The organism is Pseudomonas sp. BW7P1, from assembly GCF_024981055.1.
GTDB classification, from domain to species: domain Bacteria; phylum Pseudomonadota; class Gammaproteobacteria; order Pseudomonadales; family Pseudomonadaceae; genus Aquipseudomonas; species Aquipseudomonas bananamidigenes.
Window position 1 is genome coordinate 3,886,786 of sequence record NZ_CP103374.1, and the last position, 15,748, is coordinate 3,902,533.

Annotated in this window: 13 protein-coding genes; 12 read left to right on the top strand and 1 reads right to left on the bottom strand. The window is 59.8% G+C overall.

What is annotated here, in order from left to right:
* Positions 1-7: 7 nt before the first annotated feature.
* Positions 8-1,264, bottom strand: coding sequence for an NADP-dependent isocitrate dehydrogenase (icd, locus tag NWV16_RS17440; RefSeq protein WP_260520066.1), 1,257 nt, complete (start codon positions 1,262-1,264; stop codon positions 8-10).
* Between the two features lie 481 nt (positions 1,265-1,745).
* On the opposite strand from icd, the gene NWV16_RS17445 reads away from it, so the two are divergent.
* From NWV16_RS17445 to nuoC, 12 genes are all read left to right on the top strand, one after another.
* A complete protein-coding gene (locus NWV16_RS17445; RefSeq protein WP_260520067.1) occupies positions 1,746-3,971 on the top strand; it encodes an NADP-dependent isocitrate dehydrogenase in 2,226 nt (741 codons plus the stop codon).
* Positions 3,972-4,047: 76 nt separating this feature from the next.
* Positions 4,048-4,494 (top strand): NUDIX hydrolase, encoded by a 447-nt coding sequence (locus NWV16_RS17450; RefSeq protein WP_260520068.1) that lies wholly within the window; start codon positions 4,048-4,050, stop codon positions 4,492-4,494.
* 59 nt (positions 4,495-4,553) lie between these two features.
* Positions 4,554-5,678 (top strand): tRNA 2-thiouridine(34) synthase MnmA, encoded by a 1,125-nt coding sequence (mnmA, locus tag NWV16_RS17455; protein WP_260520069.1) that lies wholly within the window; start codon positions 4,554-4,556, stop codon positions 5,676-5,678.
* Complete coding sequence (hflD, locus tag NWV16_RS17460) at positions 5,675-6,298, top strand: high frequency lysogenization protein HflD (protein ID WP_260520070.1); 624 nt, start codon at positions 5,675-5,677, stop codon at positions 6,296-6,298. The genes mnmA and hflD overlap by 4 nt, the downstream gene beginning before the upstream one ends.
* Positions 6,299-6,424: 126 nt before the next feature.
* The gene (gene purB / locus NWV16_RS17465; protein ID WP_260520071.1) at positions 6,425-7,795 is read left to right on the top strand and encodes an adenylosuccinate lyase; all 1,371 of its coding nucleotides are present in this window, start codon (positions 6,425-6,427) and stop codon (positions 7,793-7,795) included.
* A gap of 86 nt (positions 7,796-7,881) precedes the next feature.
* Positions 7,882-9,057 (top strand): cupin domain-containing protein, encoded by a 1,176-nt coding sequence (locus NWV16_RS17470; protein WP_260520072.1) that lies wholly within the window; start codon positions 7,882-7,884, stop codon positions 9,055-9,057.
* Entirely contained in the window at positions 9,050-9,475 is a 426-nt protein-coding gene (locus NWV16_RS17475; protein ID WP_260520073.1) for a GNAT family N-acetyltransferase, read from the top strand. Before NWV16_RS17470 ends, NWV16_RS17475 begins: the two co-directional genes overlap by 8 nt.
* 132 nt (positions 9,476-9,607) lie before the next feature.
* Positions 9,608-10,345, top strand: coding sequence for a secretin N-terminal domain-containing protein (locus tag NWV16_RS17480; RefSeq protein WP_260520074.1), 738 nt, complete (start codon positions 9,608-9,610; stop codon positions 10,343-10,345).
* Between the two features lie 476 nt (positions 10,346-10,821).
* Entirely contained in the window at positions 10,822-12,147 is a 1,326-nt protein-coding gene (gene aceA / locus NWV16_RS17485) for an isocitrate lyase (protein WP_065261741.1), read from the top strand.
* Between the two features lie 646 nt (positions 12,148-12,793).
* Positions 12,794-13,207, top strand: coding sequence for an NADH-quinone oxidoreductase subunit A (locus NWV16_RS17490; RefSeq protein WP_003223812.1), 414 nt, complete (start codon positions 12,794-12,796; stop codon positions 13,205-13,207).
* A gap of 10 nt (positions 13,208-13,217) precedes the next feature.
* Positions 13,218-13,892: a NuoB/complex I 20 kDa subunit family protein gene (locus NWV16_RS17495; protein ID WP_007951456.1), complete on the top strand. Its 675-nt coding sequence runs from the start codon at positions 13,218-13,220 to the stop codon at positions 13,890-13,892.
* Between the two features lie 70 nt (positions 13,893-13,962).
* Complete coding sequence (gene nuoC, locus NWV16_RS17500) at positions 13,963-15,747, top strand: NADH-quinone oxidoreductase subunit C/D (RefSeq protein WP_260520075.1); 1,785 nt, start codon at positions 13,963-13,965, stop codon at positions 15,745-15,747.
* The last annotated feature ends 1 nt before the right edge of the window (position 15,748 follow it).

Here is a 15,748-nt window from a genome sequence, read left to right on the forward strand (position 1 = left end):
GCCTTTGTTACATGTGCTTGACGATCGCCTCACCGAAGCCCGAAGACGACACCAGCGTGGCGCCTTCCATCAGACGCTCGAAATCATAGGTCACGGTCTTGGCCGCAATCGCGCCATTGGTGCCCTTGATGATCAGGTCCGCCGCCTCGGTCCAGCCCAGGTGACGCAGCATCATTTCAGCAGACAGAATCACCGAGCCCGGGTTGACCTGGTCCTTGCCGGCATACTTCGGCGCCGTACCGTGGGTCGCTTCGAACATGGCCACGGTGTCGGACAGGTTGGCACCCGGCGCGATACCGATACCCCCCACTTCCGCCGCCAGGGCGTCGGACAGGTAGTCACCGTTGAGGTTCAGGGTGGCGATCACATCGTATTCGGCCGGACGCAGCAGGATCTGCTGGAGCATGGCGTCGGCGATGGCATCCTTGACGATGACTTCACGACCGGTTTTCGGGTTCTTGAATTTCATCCACGGGCCGCCATCGAGCAGTTCGGCGCCGAACTCGTCCCGTGCCACCTCGTAGCCCCAGTCCTTGAAGGCACCTTCGGTGAATTTCATGATATTGCCCTTGTGCACGATGGTCAGCGACTTGCGGTCGTTGTCCACCACGTATTGCAGAGCCTTGCGCACCAGACGCTTGGTGCCTTCCTTCGAAACCGGCTTGATGCCGATACCGCAATCCTGGTCGAAACGGATCTTGGTAACGCCCATTTCTTCTTTCAGGAACTTGATGACCTTGGTGGCCTCAGGGGAGCCGGCCTTCCATTCGATACCGGCATAAATGTCTTCGGAGTTCTCGCGGAAAATCACCATGTCGACGTCGCCAGGCTTCTTCACCGGACTTGGTACGCCCTGGAACCAAACGACCGGACGCAGGCAGACATAAAGATCGAGCTGTTGGCGCAGAGCCACGTTAAGGGAGCGGATGCCGCCACCGACCGGTGTGGTCAGCGGGCCCTTGATGGAAACGACGTAATCCTTGACGGCGTCCAGGGTTTCCTGGGGCAGCCAGGTGTCCTGGTCATAGACTTGAGTTGCTTTTTCGCCAGCATAAACTTCCATCCAGGAAATCTTGCGCTTGCCCCCGTAGGCCTTGGCCACGGCAGCATCAACCACTTTGATCATCACAGGGCTGACGTCGACGCCAATGCCGTCACCTTCGATGAAGGGAATGATCGGGTTATCAGGGACATTGAGAGAATGGTCTGCGTTGACGGTGATTTTGTCGCCGACGGCTGGAACCTGAATCTTCTTGTAACCCATGCTGAACTCCATTGTTTGGATTGAACATCTGGCTTGCTTCGAGCGTAACCCAGTTGAATCAACACGCAAACCCTCCGTTCCGGGCGCGCCCGCATCTCGTTTTGTACAAGCCTGAAAGCAAAGGGAAAAGCGCCAATCTCAAGCATTCTCGACGACTCTACGCCCCACCCTGCCCTGCGACCTTTAGACCAATGGACGAGCATCGTTGCGTATGAACCATCGGCAGATTGCCAGCTACCTATGTATAATGCCGCCCGCTGACCAAAGGGTCACGACGGCTGGCCTCTCTAGCACGAGACTTTCCGCCTGATTGGTCGGGTTGTTACCGCAGTCCGACTGCTTGACGCTCTACTGATGCACCCAACATCACCGCGAAGAATCTCGACATTCGGTTCATGGATGACTTTGAACGAACGCGCTTACCCGGCGCCCCTCGAGTTTCTGCGCACGCTTTAGCAAAGAAGAGAGAGTTAATCCGAATATGCCCACCCGCTCGAAGATCATCTATACCTTCACCGACGAAGCTCCAGCCCTCGCCACCTATTCCCTGCTGCCGATCATCGAGGCTTACACCGCCTCGGCCGATATCGCCGTGGAAACCCGCGATATCTCTCTTGCAGCACGCATCCTGGCCAGCTTCCCCGAGCAACTGGGCGACAAAGCCGTAGCCGACCACCTCGCCGAACTGGGCGAACTGGCCGTTACGCCTGAAGCCAACATCATCAAACTGCCGAACATCAGTGCTTCGGTGCCACAGCTGCAGGCCGCGATCAAGGAACTGCAGGCCCAGGGCTACAACCTGCCGGACTACTCGGAAAACCCGACCAACGACGCCGAAAAAGATGCCAAGGCGCGCTACGACAAGGTCAAGGGCAGCGCCGTGAACCCGGTTCTGCGTGAAGGCAACTCCGACCGTCGCGCCCCGCTGTCAGTCAAGAACTATGCGCGCAAGCACCCGCACAAGATGGGCGCCTGGGCCAAAGACTCCAAATCCCATGTCGCTCACATGAGCACCGGCGATTTCTACGGCAGCGAAAAAGCCGCCCTGATCGATGCCGCTGACACCGTGAAGATCGAGCTGATCGCCAAAGACGGCACCGCTACCGTCCTGAAAGAAAAAACCGCCGTTCAGGCCGGCGAGATCCTCGACTGCTCCGTCATGAGCAAGAAAGCCCTGCGCGCGTTCATCGCCGCTGAAATCGACAGCGCCAAGCAACAGGGCGTGCTGCTGTCGGTTCACCTGAAAGCCACCATGATGAAAGTCTCCGACCCCATCATGTTCGGCCAGATCGTTGCCGAGTTCTACAAGGACGCCCTGACCAAGCACGCCGACGTGCTGGCCGAAATCGGCTTCAACCTGAACAACGGCATCGGCGACCTGTACGCCCGCATCAAGTCCCTGCCAGCCGAGCAGCAGGCTCAGATCGAAGCTGATATCCAGGCGGTCTACGCCGTTCGTCCGGCGCTGGCGATGGTCAACTCCGACAAGGGCATCACCAACCTGCACGTGCCGAGCGACGTCATCGTCGACGCCTCGATGCCGGCCATGATCCGCGACTCCGGCAAGATGTGGGGCACCGACGGCCAGTTGCACGACACCAAGGCCGTGATCCCGGATCGCTGCTACGCCACCATCTACCAGGCCGTGATCGAAGATTGCAAAGCCAATGGTGCTTTCGATCCGACCACCATGGGCAGCGTGCCGAACGTCGGCCTGATGGCCAAAAAGGCCGAAGAGTACGGCTCCCACGACAAGACCTTCCAGATCAAGGCCGACGGCGTGGTTCGCGTGACCGACAGCAAAGGCACCCTGCTGATGGAACAGGCTGTCGAAGCCGGCGACATCTTCCGCATGTGCCAGACCAAGGACGCGCCGATCCAGGACTGGGTCAAGCTGGCCGTCAACCGTGCTCGCGCAAGCAGCACTCCGGCCATCTTCTGGCTGGACCCGATGCGCGCCCACGATGGCGTGGTGATCGAGAAAGTTCAGGCTTACCTGAAGGATCACGACACCGCGGGCCTGGACATCCAGATCATGTCGCCGGTCGACGCCATGAAATACACCCTGCAGCGCACTCGCGACGGCAAGGACACCATTTCGGTGACCGGCAACGTTCTGCGCGACTACCTGACCGACCTGTTCCCGATCATGGAACTGGGCACCAGTGCCAAAATGCTGTCGATCGTGCCGCTGATGAACGGTGGCGGCCTGTTCGAAACCGGCGCCGGCGGTTCGGCTCCGAAGCACGTGCAGCAACTGGTCGAAGAGAACTTCCTGCGCTGGGATTCGCTGGGCGAATTCCTGGCCCTGGCCGCTTCTCTCGAGCACCTGGGTGTGAACTACAACAACCCGAAAGCGCTGGTTCTGTCCAAGACTCTGGACCAGGCCACCGGCCAGTTCCTGGACAACAACAAGTCGCCATCGCGCAAAGTCGGCAACATCGACAACCGCGGCAGCCACTTCTACCTGGCCATGTACTGGGCACAAGCCCTGGCTGCCCAGACCGAAGACACTGCACTGCAGGCGCAGTTCGCGCCCCTGGCCAAGACCCTGACCGAGAACGAAGCGACCATCGTTGCCGAGCTCAACGCCGTTCAAGGCAAGCCAGTGGATATCGGCGGCTACTACCACGCCAATGCCGAGCTGATCAGCAAGGCCATGCGCCCGAGCGCAACCCTCAACGCGGCCATCGCTGCGCTGGTATAAGGTTGTAGTGCTGTAAGCAAACCCCGGCCCAGTGCCGGGGTTTGTGTTTCTGCCTTCCAACCAGGAGACTCAACCAATGCAATGGCTCCCCCACATCACCGTCGCCACCATCGTCGAGGACAACGGTCGCTTTCTGATGGTCGAGGAACACAAGGCTGGCCGCAACGTGCTCAATCAGCCCGCCGGTCATCTGGATCCGGACGAAACCCTGATCGAAGCCGCGGTGCGCGAAACCCTCGAAGAAACCGGCTGGGACGTCGAGCCCACCGCCGTCATCGGCATTTATCTGTACACAGCACCGAGCAACGGCGTGACTTACCAGCGCGTATGCTTCAGCGCCAAAGCCGTGAAACATCGCCCGGATTATCAGCTGGACGACGGCATCGTCGGCGCCAAGTGGCTGACCCGCGACGAATTATTGGCCCAACGGGACAGCTGGCGCAGCGAGCTGATCATCCGTTGCATCGATGATTATCTGGCCGGCAATCGCTTCGATCTCGAACTGATCCGCCCTTCCCTTTAGCCTTGAGGCCGTGAGCCTGATAGAATCGCGTCCTTTTTCAAGACACTCATTGAATCCCTATGCGTGATCCAGCCCCTTCTGACACATCCAAGAAGCGCGTCATTGTCGGCATGTCCGGCGGCGTGGACTCTTCCGTTTCCGCTCTCCTGCTGATCGAGCAGGGTTATGAGGTGGAAGGCCTGTTCATGAAGAACTGGGAAGAAGACGACGGAACCGAATATTGCACCGCCATGGACGACCTGGCGGATGCCCAGGCCGTGTGCGACAAGATCGGCATCAAGCTGCACACCGCCAACTTCGCCGCCGAATACTGGGACAACGTGTTCGAGCATTTCCTGGCCGAATACAAGGCCGGACGCACGCCGAACCCGGACATCCTGTGCAACCGCGAGATCAAGTTCAAGGCGTTCCTCGACTACGCCATGATGCTCGGCGCCGATCTGATCGCCACCGGCCACTACGTGCGCCGCCGCGACATCGACGGCCATACCGAACTGCTCAAGGGCCTGGATCCGAACAAGGACCAGAGCTATTTCCTGCACGCCGTCGGCGGTGAACAGATCGCCAAGACCCTGTTCCCGGTCGGCGAGCTGGAAAAACCGGAAGTCCGCGCCATTGCCGAGAAATACGAGCTGGCGACCGCCAAGAAGAAGGACTCCACCGGAATCTGCTTCATCGGCGAGCGTCGTTTCAGCGATTTCCTCAAGCAATACCTTCCCGCGCAACCGGGTGAGATCAAAACCACCGAAGGCGAAGTCATCGGCCGTCACCACGGTCTGATGTATCACACCATCGGCCAGCGCCAGGGCCTGGGCATCGGCGGCCTGAAAGACGCCGGAGACGAGCCGTGGTACGTGCTGCGCAAGGATCTGGACACCAACGAACTGATCGTCGGTCAGGGCAACAACCATCCATGGCTGTTCTCCGGCGCCCTGCTCGCTTCGGAAATCTATTGGGTCAACCCGATCGATTTGAGCCAGCCGCTGCGCCTGACGGCGAAGGTCCGCTACCGCCAGAGCGATCAGGCCTGCACGCTGGAAAAAACCGGAAACGGCTACCGCGCCGTGTTCGACGAACCGCAACGCGCAGTCACCCCGGGCCAGTCAGTGGTGTTCTATGACGGAGAAATCTGCCTCGGCGGCGGCGTGATCGAAGTTGCCGAGCCGTGGAGCGGCCAGGCATGAGCCCGACTCAGGAGCAATTGACCGCTCTGGGTGGCGTGTTTCTCGCCGCCGTGCTGGTGGACCGGATCGCCAAGACCGGCCAGACCAACGAGGCCGGCCTGAGCTGCATGCTCGGCAGCCTGCTGGTTCGCGATCCGAAAGACACGCTGGACGTCTATGGCGGCGATGACATCAACCTGCGCGACGGTTATCGCGCATTGATCGGCGCGCTCGAGCGCGATCCGAGCACCTTGCAGCGCGAGCCGTTGCGCTACGCCTTGTCGATGCTCGGTCTTGAGCGGCAACTGGCCAAGCGCGACGACATGCTCGACGTGATCGGCAAACGTCTGCCGCAAATCCAGTCACAGGTCGAACATTTCGGCCTGGTCCACGAAAACGTGATTGCCGCGTGTGGCGCGCTGTATCAGGACACCCTGAGCACCTTGCGCCAGCGCATCCAGGTGCACGGCGACATGCGCAATCTGCAGCAGCCGAGCAACGCCTCGAAGATCCGCGCCCTGCTGCTCGCCGGCATCCGTTCGGCACGCCTGTGGCGTCAGTTGGGCGGTCATCGCTGGCAACTGGTGATCAGCCGTCGCAAATTGCTCAAAGAACTTTACCCGCTGATGCGCAGCAGCTGAACCGCGCCTGCAACACCGTTTTGAGTCAGTAACGCGTAATACGCCGGTCAGTTGGCGACGGACCGGCGGATTTTTTCATGTATGATACGCGCCCCATTTCGTTGCCCGACTGTCCGAGAACACCCCATGCAGCTCTCTTCGCTCACTGCGGTTTCCCCTGTTGACGGCCGCTACGCCGGCAAAACCCAGGCCCTGCGCCCGATTTTCAGCGAGTACGGCCTGATCCGTGCCCGTGTTCTGGTTGAAGTGCGTTGGCTCCAGCGCCTGGCCGCTCATGCCGGCATCCCGGAAGTGCCAGCCTTCTCCGCCGAATCCAACGCCGTTCTGAACGAACTGGCCGATAACTTCTCGCTGGAGCACGCCGAGCGCGTGAAAGAGATCGAGCGCACCACCAACCACGACGTGAAAGCGATCGAGTACCTGCTCAAGGAGCAGGCGGCCAAGCTGCCGGAACTGGCCAAGGTCAGCGAGTTCATCCACTTCGCCTGCACCAGCGAGGACATCAACAACCTGTCCCACGCCCTGATGCTGCGCGAAGGCCGTGACGACGTGATGCTGCCGCTGATGCGCCAGACCGCCAACGCCATCCGCGAACTGGCCCTGCGCTTCGCCGACGTGCCAATGCTGTCTCGCACCCACGGCCAACCGGCTTCGCCGACCACTCTGGGTAAAGAGCTGGCGAACGTGGTTTACCGTCTCGAGCGCCAGATCGCTCAGGTCGCTGCCGTTCCGCTGCTGGGCAAGATCAACGGCGCTGTCGGCAACTACAACGCCCACCTGTCGGCCTACCCGCAGATCGACTGGGAAGCCAACGCCCGCGCCTTCATCGAAGACGAGCTGGGCCTGGCCTTCAACCCGTACACCACGCAGATCGAGCCGCACGACTACATCGCCGAGCTGTTCGACGCCATTGCGCGTTTCAACACCATCCTGATCGATTTCGACCGTGACATCTGGGGCTATATCTCCCTGGGTTACTTCAAGCAGCGCACCATCGCCGGCGAAATCGGCTCGTCGACCATGCCGCACAAGGTCAACCCGATCGACTTCGAAAACTCCGAAGGCAACCTGGGCATCGCCAACGCGCTGTTCCAGCACCTGGCGAGCAAACTGCCGATTTCCCGCTGGCAGCGCGACCTGACCGACTCCACCGTGCTGCGCAACCTCGGTGTCGGCTTCGCCCACAGCGTGATCGCGTACGAAGCGAGCCTCAAAGGCATCAGCAAACTCGAACTCAACGCCGAAAGGATCGCTGCCGATCTGGACGCCTGCTGGGAAGTCCTGGCCGAGCCGATCCAGACCGTGATGCGTCGCTACAACATCGAAAACCCGTACGAGAAGCTGAAAGAGCTGACACGCGGCAAGGGCATCAGCCCTGAAGCGCTGCTGACTTTCATCGACGGCCTGGACATGCCGGCTGCCGCGAAAGCCGAGCTCAAGCAACTGACTCCGGCCAACTACATCGGCAACGCTGTAGCGCAAGCCAAACGCATCTGATCGACTGCTTGACCCGTTTGAGACGCCCGGCCGCGCCGGGCGTTTTTATTCCCGTCTGAAAAATGCTTTTTTTCAATAGGTTACATATGAATCCCGATACTCCTCTTCAACTTCTGGGTGGTCTCACGGCACGCGAATTCATGCGCGATTACTGGCAGAAAAAGCCACTGCTGATCCGTCAGGCCTTTCCTGATTTCGAAAGCCCGATCGACGCCGACGAACTGGCCGGCCTGGCTCTGGAAGAAGAAGTCGAATCGCGCCTGGTGATCGAGCATGGCGAGCGCCCATGGGAACTGCGCCGCGGCCCGTTCGCCGAAGACGAGTTCAGCAAACTGCCGGAGCGCGAATGGACCCTGCTGGTGCAGGCCGTCGATCAGTTCGTGCCGGAAGTCAGCGAACTGCTGGACAATTTCCGTTTCCTGCCGAGCTGGCGCGTCGATGACGTAATGATCAGCTTCGCCGCCCCGGGCGGCAGCGTCGGCCCGCACTTCGACAACTACGACGTGTTCCTGCTGCAAGGCCACGGCAAGCGCAACTGGAAGATCGGCCAGATGTGCGACTCCGAAAGCACGCTGCTGCAACACGCGGACCTGCGCATCCTCGCCGAATTCCACGAGACCGAAGAATGGGTCCTGGAACCGGGCGACATGCTGTACCTGCCGCCGCGCCTGGCCCACTGCGGTGTGGCCGTCGATGACTGCATGACCTACTCGGTCGGCTTCCGTGCACCGAGCGCCGCTGAAGTGCTGACTCACTTCACCGACTTCCTCAGCCAGTTCCTGACTGATGAAGAGCGCTACACCGACGCCGATGCCAAACCCGTCAGCGATGACCCGCATCAAATTCAGCACGATGCACTCGACCGCCTCAAAGCGCTGCTCGCCGAACACATGAGCGACGAACGCCTGCTGCTGACCTGGTTCGGCCAGTACATGACCGAGCCGCGCTATCCGGAATTGGTCGTCGGCCCGGAAGAAGTCGAGGAAGAGGACTTTCTCGGCGCCCTTGAAGACGGCGCCATTCTGATCCGCAACCCGAGCGCCCGACTGGCTTGGTCCAACGTCGATGACGATCTGCTGCTGTTCGCCAGCGGTCAGAGCCGTTATCTGCCGGGCAAGCTGCGCGAGCTGCTGAAACTGATCTGCTCCGCCGACGCCCTGCACACCGACAACCTCGGTGACTGGCTGAGCGATGAAGACGGTCGCGGCCTGTTGTGCGAACTGGTCAAACAGGGCAGCCTGGGGTTCGCCGACGATGAATAAGATTCGCGTACGCGTTGCAGACTGGCAAAAGGACAACGCCGAGATCCGCCGCATTCGCGAAACGGTGTTCATTGCCGAACAATCGGTGCCACCCGAACTTGAGTGGGACGCCGATGACGCCACGGCGGTGCATTTCCTGGCCTTTGAAGGCGACTTTCCGATCGGCACTGCCCGCCTGTTGCCCGATGGGCATATCGGCCGGGTTTCGGTACTCAAGGACTGGCGTGGACTGAAGGTCGGCGATGCGCTGATGCAGGCGGTCATCGCCCAGGCCGAAGCTCGCGGACTGAAGCAGCAGATGCTCAGCGCGCAGGTTCAGGCGACCCCGTTCTATGAGCGCCTGGGGTTCAAACTGGTCAGCGAGGAATTCCTCGAGGCCGGGATACCCCATGTCGACATGGTTCGTCACTCGGCATAACGCTGGACGAGCACCACAAAACGCCCCGCCATCGACCGATGCCGGGGCGTTTTGCTGTCTACGATTCAACTTGCCCCACCCCGGGCCGACAAACTGGCAATATCAAGCCTTTCGAAAGCGGAGATAACGGACATGTCCCTACGCACCCTGCTCACCACGCTGCTGCTCGGCTGCAGCTTTTCGGTGCTGGCAGCCACAGAAATCGTGCCCCTCAAATACCACACCAGCGCGGACATGCTGCCGGTGGCCCAGGACTTCATCGGCAAGGACGGCCAGGTCAGCGCTTATGGCAATCAGTTGATCGTCAAGGCCGAGCCGGACAAGATCCAGGAACTCAAAGCCCTGCTCACGCAGCTCGACACCGCACCCAAACGCCTGCTGATTACCGTCGACACCAACGAAAACAATCAGCAGAACACCGGCGATCAGCAAACCAGAATCATCAACTACAGCACCGCCAGCCGCGACGGCGGCATTCAGCAGATTCAGGCCAGCGAAGGCGCACCCGCCCTGATCCAGGTGGGCCAGAGCGTGCCGATCACCAGCAGCCAGAGCAATTCCTGGGGCGATTACAGCAGCCAGACCCAATATCGCAACGTGACTCAAGGTTTCTACGTCACCGCCAGCGTCACCGGCGACACCGTTCATCTGGCAATCAGTACCAACCGTGACCGCATGAGCCAGGAACGTCCCGATGTAGTGAACGTGCAAAGCACCGACACAACCGTCACCGGACGCCTGGGCGAATGGATCACCCTGGCCGGCGTGAATCGCGAGACTCAGGCCGACAAACAGGGCCTGACCCGCAGCTACTCGACTCAAGGCCGGGATGACATGACGTTGCGGGTGAAAGTCGACACGCTGGACTAAAGCACCGAAAACTGACTGATTAGTCGTATTAGACCAAAGATGTAGTGCCTTAAAAAAAGCACTACAAAACGTTTGACGAGCCAAAAAAGCGAAGGCATGATGGCCTCGCTCCCGCTAATCAGAGGCCCTGGCAAGGGCCTTCGAAGCGATGTTCGCACCTACCCCGCGAACCGTTTCGTGTCTGTACCGCCCACAAGGCGTGTTTGACGAGGTTGCCGACTGGAACGAAGTTGTCCCGAGGGACGGAAGCGTAATTAGGTAACCCGGCTTCACACTGTAGCTCGCACCAGGGCCCACGACGCCCGAACGCGCCCGCCAGTTCGCCTTTACCTGCTCACCTCCCCTCGAGCCCATCGTTCATCACGTCGCCTGCCCCGCCGAATACGATCTGACCATCCCAGGCTTCTGGTCAGCGAGCGCAAGGAATTTTCCACCGCAGAACAACTTTTCATAAAGACGCGACGAGGTTTATCTCCATGGCACTGACACGCGAACAGCAAATTGCAGCCCTTGAAAAAGACTGGGCTGAAAACCCGCGCTGGAAAGGCGTGACTCGCACTTACTCCGCTGCTGACGTCGTCCGCCTGCGTGGCTCGATCCAACCCGAGCACACCCTGGCACGCATGGGCGCCGAGAAGCTGTGGAACCTGGTGACCCAGGGTGCCAAGCCGTCCTTCCGCCCAGAGAAAGACTTCGTCAACTGCATGGGCGCCCTGACCGGCGGCCAGGCTGTTCAACAGGTCAAGGCCGGTATCCAGGCGATCTACCTGTCGGGCTGGCAAGTCGCTGCGGACAACAACTCCGCCGAATCGATGTACCCGGATCAGTCGCTGTACCCGGTGGACTCGGTTCCAACCGTGGTCAAGCGCATCAACAACTCGTTCCGTCGTGCCGACCAGATCCAGTGGAAAGCCGGCAAGAACCCGGGCGACGAAGGCTACATCGACTACTTCGCGCCAATCGTGGCTGACGCCGAAGCCGGTTTCGGTGGCGTACTGAACGCCTACGAGCTGATGAAGAGCATGATCGAAGCAGGCGCCGCCGGCGTTCACTTCGAAGACCAGCTGGCTTCCGTGAAGAAGTGCGGCCACATGGGCGGCAAGGTGCTGGTTCCAACCCAGGAAGCCGTGCAGAAGCTGACCGCCGCGCGTCTGGCTGCCGACGTTGCCGGTGTACCGACCATCATCCTGGCCCGTACCGACGCCAACGCTGCCGACCTGCTGACATCCGACTGCGACCCGTACGACCAGCCGTTCGTGACCGGCACCCGCACTCAGGAAGGTTTCTACAAGGTGCGTGCAGGCCTGGACCAGGCCATCGCCCGTGGTCTGGCCTACGCGCCGTACGCCGACCTGATCTGGTGCGAAACCGCCAAGCCGGACCTGGAAGAAGCCCGTCGCTTTGCCGAAGCGATCAAAAAGGAATACCCGGACCAGATCCTGTCGTACAACTGCTCGCCTTCCTTCAACTGGAAGAAAAACCTGGACGACGCGACCATCGCCAAGTTCCAGCGCGAACTGTCCGCCATGGGCTACAAGCACCAGTTCATCACCCTGGCCGGCATTCACAACATGTGGCACAGCATGTTCAACCTGGCGCACGACTACGCCCGCAACGACATGACCGCCTACGTGAAACTGCAGGAGCAAGAGTTCGCTGACGCCGCCAAGGGCTACACCTTCGTGGCTCACCAGCAGGAAGTGGGCACCGGCTACTTCGACGACATGACCACCGTGATCCAGGGCGGCACCTCTTCGGTGACCGCGCTGACCGGCTCGACCGAAGAAGAACAGTTCCACTGATCGACTTCACTGATCAAACGGCCTTTGCGGACCGTATGGAAAGCTAACCGCACTGCCGAAAAACTGACGCCCCGACCGGTTCGGGGCGTTTTTTTTTGCGTGGTGTGATCTCCGCCCCCTCACAAATCCCTGTGGGAGCAGGCTTTCCCGCGATGGCGCCTGCAGATTCAAGAAATGCGGCGACTGACACACCGCTATCGCGGGCAAGCCCGCTCCCACAGGTTTCTCTTCAGCCCGTTAACAAAAACATTGATCCAGAGGGGTATTCGCATCACAAAAATCGGTTAAAACGGGCGCCGCCGCTACTTGCAGTAACGCGGATATAAGACAACTTCCCAACTGCCCACTCGCTGAACTGTTACAAAACCACTCCAAACGATATCAATTATCATTTAGCCGCAACTATGTTCGTTACATTTCCTACAAAACATAATTCGTGAAATCCCGGCTAATGCCCGCAACGCAGGGGCTGCAGGGCCATAGAGGTGCGCTATGTCCTTATTCCAATAAATAATTTCGCTATAGGAATTTTACTTGCAGGGTGTTTAGCCATAAAATCAGCGCGATTGATTGCTGCGACATATCGTCACTGCCTTATTTCTTTATCAAGCTCAGAGACCTTTGCTCTCTGTTAAGGATTTCCAGCATGCCCGAAGCGACAGGACTCATGGCCCACAACTGGGGCTTTGCCATTTTCCTTCTGGGTGTAGTCGGCCTGTGTGCCTTCATGCTCGGCGTCTCCAGCCTCCTCGGGTCAAAAGCCTGGGGCCGCAGCAAAAACGAACCGTTCGAGTCCGGCATGCTACCTACCGGTGGCGCCCGCTTGCGGCTCTCAGCCAAATTCTATCTGGTCGCGATGCTGTTCGTGATCTTCGATATCGAAGCCCTCTTTCTCTTTGCATGGTCTGTGTCCGTCCGCGAAAGCGGCTGGACCGGATTCGTCGAAGCTCTCGTTTTCATAGCAATTCTGTTGGCAGGTCTTGTCTACCTGTTCCGAGTGGGCGCCCTTGACTGGGCTCCGGAAGCTCGTCGCAAGCGGCAGGCGAAGCTGAAACAATGAGGCTTTGGCAATGCAATACAATCTCACCAGAATCGACCCTGATGCTCCTAACGAGCAATATCCGATCGGCCAGCGGGAAACCGTTTCCGATCCGTTAGAGGATCAAGTCCACAAAAACATTTTCATGGGCAAGCTGGAAGACGTGCTGAGTGGCGCGGTCAACTGGGGACGCAAGAACTCCCTGTGGCCGTACAACTTCGGTCTTTCGTGCTGCTACGTGGAAATGACCACCGCCTTCACGGCGCCCCACGACATCGCGCGCTTCGGCGCCGAAGTCATCCGGGCCTCACCGCGTCAGGCCGACTTCATGGTTATCGCCGGAACCTGCTTCATCAAGATGGCGCCGATCATCCAGCGTCTCTACGAGCAGATGCTCGAACCGAAATGGGTTATCTCCATGGGTTCGTGCGCCAACTCCGGTGGCATGTACGACATCTACTCCGTGGTTCAAGGAGTGGACAAGTTCCTGCCCGTTGACGTCTACGTACCTGGCTGCCCGCCCCGTCCGGAAGCATTCCTGCAAGGCCTGATGCTGCTGCAGGAGTCGATTGGCCAGGAGCGTCGCCCACTTTCCTGGGTCGTTGGCGATCAAGGCGTTTATCGCGCCGACATGCCTTCGCAGAAGGAACAGCGCCGCGAACAGCGAATCGCAGTCACCAATCTGCGTAGCCCTGACGAAGTCTGATCCAGATCTGTTTCAAAGAAACGAGAAGCTGGCTTCATTCTTTACGTTGACCGAAAGCGAAAAAATAACCATGACTACAGGCAGTGCTCTGTACATCCCGCCTTACAAGGCAGACGACCAGGATGTGGTCGTCGAACTGAACAACCGTTTTGGCGCTGAAGCGTTCACCGCTCAGCCGACCCGCACCGGCATGCCGGTGCTGTGGGTGGCTCGCGCCAAGCTCGTCGAAGTCCTGACCTTCCTGCGCAACCTGCCCAAGCCGTACGTCATGCTCTATGACCTGCACGGCGTGGACGAGCGCCTGCGTACCAAGCGTCAGGGGCTGCCAGGTGGCGCCGACTTCACCGTGTTCTATCACCTCATGTCGCTGGAACGTAATAGTGACGTGATGATCAAGGTCGCCTTGTCCGAGAGCGACCTCAGCTTGCCGACCGTCACCAGCATCTGGCCGAACGCCAACTGGTACGAGCGTGAAGTCTGGGACATGTACGGCATCGAGTTCAAAGGCCACCCTCACCTGTCGCGCATCATGATGCCGCCGACCTGGGAAGGTCACCCGCTGCGCAAGGACTTCCCGGCGCGCGCCACCGAGTTCGATCCGTTCAGCCTGAACCTGGCCAAGCAACAGCTCGAGGAAGAAGCCGCACGCTTCCGTCCTGAAGACTGGGGCATGAAGCGTTCCGGCCCGAACGAAGACTACATGTTCCTCAACCTGGGTCCGAACCACCCTTCGGCTCACGGTGCATTCCGTATCATCCTGCAACTGGACGGTGAAGAGATCGTCGATTGCGTTCCGGACATCGGCTACCACCACCGTGGTGCCGAGAAGATGGCCGAACGTCAGTCCTGGCACAGTTTCATTCCGTACACCGACCGTATCGACTACCTCGGCGGCGTGATGAACAACCTGCCGTATGTGCTCTCGGTCGAGAAGCTGGCCGGCATCAAGGTGCCTGAAAAGGTCGACGTCATCCGCATCATGATGGCCGAGTTCTTCCGGATCACCAGCCACCTGCTGTTCCTGGGTACCTACATCCAGGACGTCGGCGCCATGACGCCGGTGTTCTTCACTTTCACCGACCGCCAGAAGGCGTACACGGTGATCGAAGCCATCACCGGTTTCCGCCTGCACCCGGCCTGGTACCGCATCGGCGGCGTCGCCCACGACCTGCCACGCGGCTGGGACAAACTGGTGAAAGACTTCGTCGAATGGCTGCCCAAGCGCCTCGACGAATACACCAAGGCGGCCCTGCAGAACAGCATCCTCAGGGGTCGTACCCTCGGCGTGGCCCAGTACAACACCAAGGAAGCCCTGGAATGGGGCGTCACCGGTGCCGGCCTGCGCTCCACCGGTTGCGACTTCGACCTGCGTAAGGCGCGCCCATATTCCGGCTACGAGAACTTCGAGTTCGAAGTGCCGCTGGCCGCCAACGGCGATGCCTACGACCGCTGCATGGTTCGCGTCGAAGAGATGCGCCAGAGCGTCAGGATCATCGAGCAATGCCTGCGCAACATGCCGGAAGGCCCGTACAAGGCGGATCACCCGCTGACCACGCCGCCGCCGAAAGAGCGCACGCTGCAGCACATCGAAACCCTGATCACGCACTTCCTGCAGGTTTCGTGGGGCCCGGTCATGCCGGCCAACGAATCCTTCCAGATGATCGAAGCGACCAAGGGCATCAACAGTTATTACCTGACGAGCGACGGCGGCACCATGAGCTACCGTACCCGGATCCGTACTCCGAGCTTCGCCCACCTGCAGCAGATCCCTTCGGTGATCAAAGGCAGCATGGTCGCGGACCTGATTGCGTACCTGGGTAGTATCGACTTCGTTATGGCCGACGTGGACCGCTAAG

Excerpts from the sequence above, each read along its gene's own strand:
- icd (WP_260520066.1), bottom strand. The coding sequence starts at position 1,264 with ATGGGTTACAAGAAGATTCAGGTTCCAGCCGTCGGCGACAAAATCACC.
- NWV16_RS17445 (WP_260520067.1), top strand. The coding sequence starts at position 1,746 with ATGCCCACCCGCTCGAAGATCATCTATACCTTCACCGACGAAGCTCCA.
- NWV16_RS17450 (WP_260520068.1), top strand. The coding sequence starts at position 4,048 with ATGCAATGGCTCCCCCACATCACCGTCGCCACCATCGTCGAGGACAAC.
- mnmA (WP_260520069.1), top strand. The coding sequence starts at position 4,554 with ATGCGTGATCCAGCCCCTTCTGACACATCCAAGAAGCGCGTCATTGTC.
- hflD (WP_260520070.1), top strand. The coding sequence starts at position 5,675 with ATGAGCCCGACTCAGGAGCAATTGACCGCTCTGGGTGGCGTGTTTCTC.
- purB (WP_260520071.1), top strand. The coding sequence starts at position 6,425 with ATGCAGCTCTCTTCGCTCACTGCGGTTTCCCCTGTTGACGGCCGCTAC.
- NWV16_RS17470 (WP_260520072.1), top strand. The coding sequence starts at position 7,882 with ATGAATCCCGATACTCCTCTTCAACTTCTGGGTGGTCTCACGGCACGC.
- NWV16_RS17475 (WP_260520073.1), top strand. The coding sequence starts at position 9,050 with ATGAATAAGATTCGCGTACGCGTTGCAGACTGGCAAAAGGACAACGCC.
- NWV16_RS17480 (WP_260520074.1), top strand. The coding sequence starts at position 9,608 with ATGTCCCTACGCACCCTGCTCACCACGCTGCTGCTCGGCTGCAGCTTT.
- aceA (WP_065261741.1), top strand. The coding sequence starts at position 10,822 with ATGGCACTGACACGCGAACAGCAAATTGCAGCCCTTGAAAAAGACTGG.
- NWV16_RS17490 (WP_003223812.1), top strand. The coding sequence starts at position 12,794 with ATGCCCGAAGCGACAGGACTCATGGCCCACAACTGGGGCTTTGCCATT.
- NWV16_RS17495 (WP_007951456.1), top strand. The coding sequence starts at position 13,218 with ATGCAATACAATCTCACCAGAATCGACCCTGATGCTCCTAACGAGCAA.
- nuoC (WP_260520075.1), top strand. The coding sequence starts at position 13,963 with ATGACTACAGGCAGTGCTCTGTACATCCCGCCTTACAAGGCAGACGAC.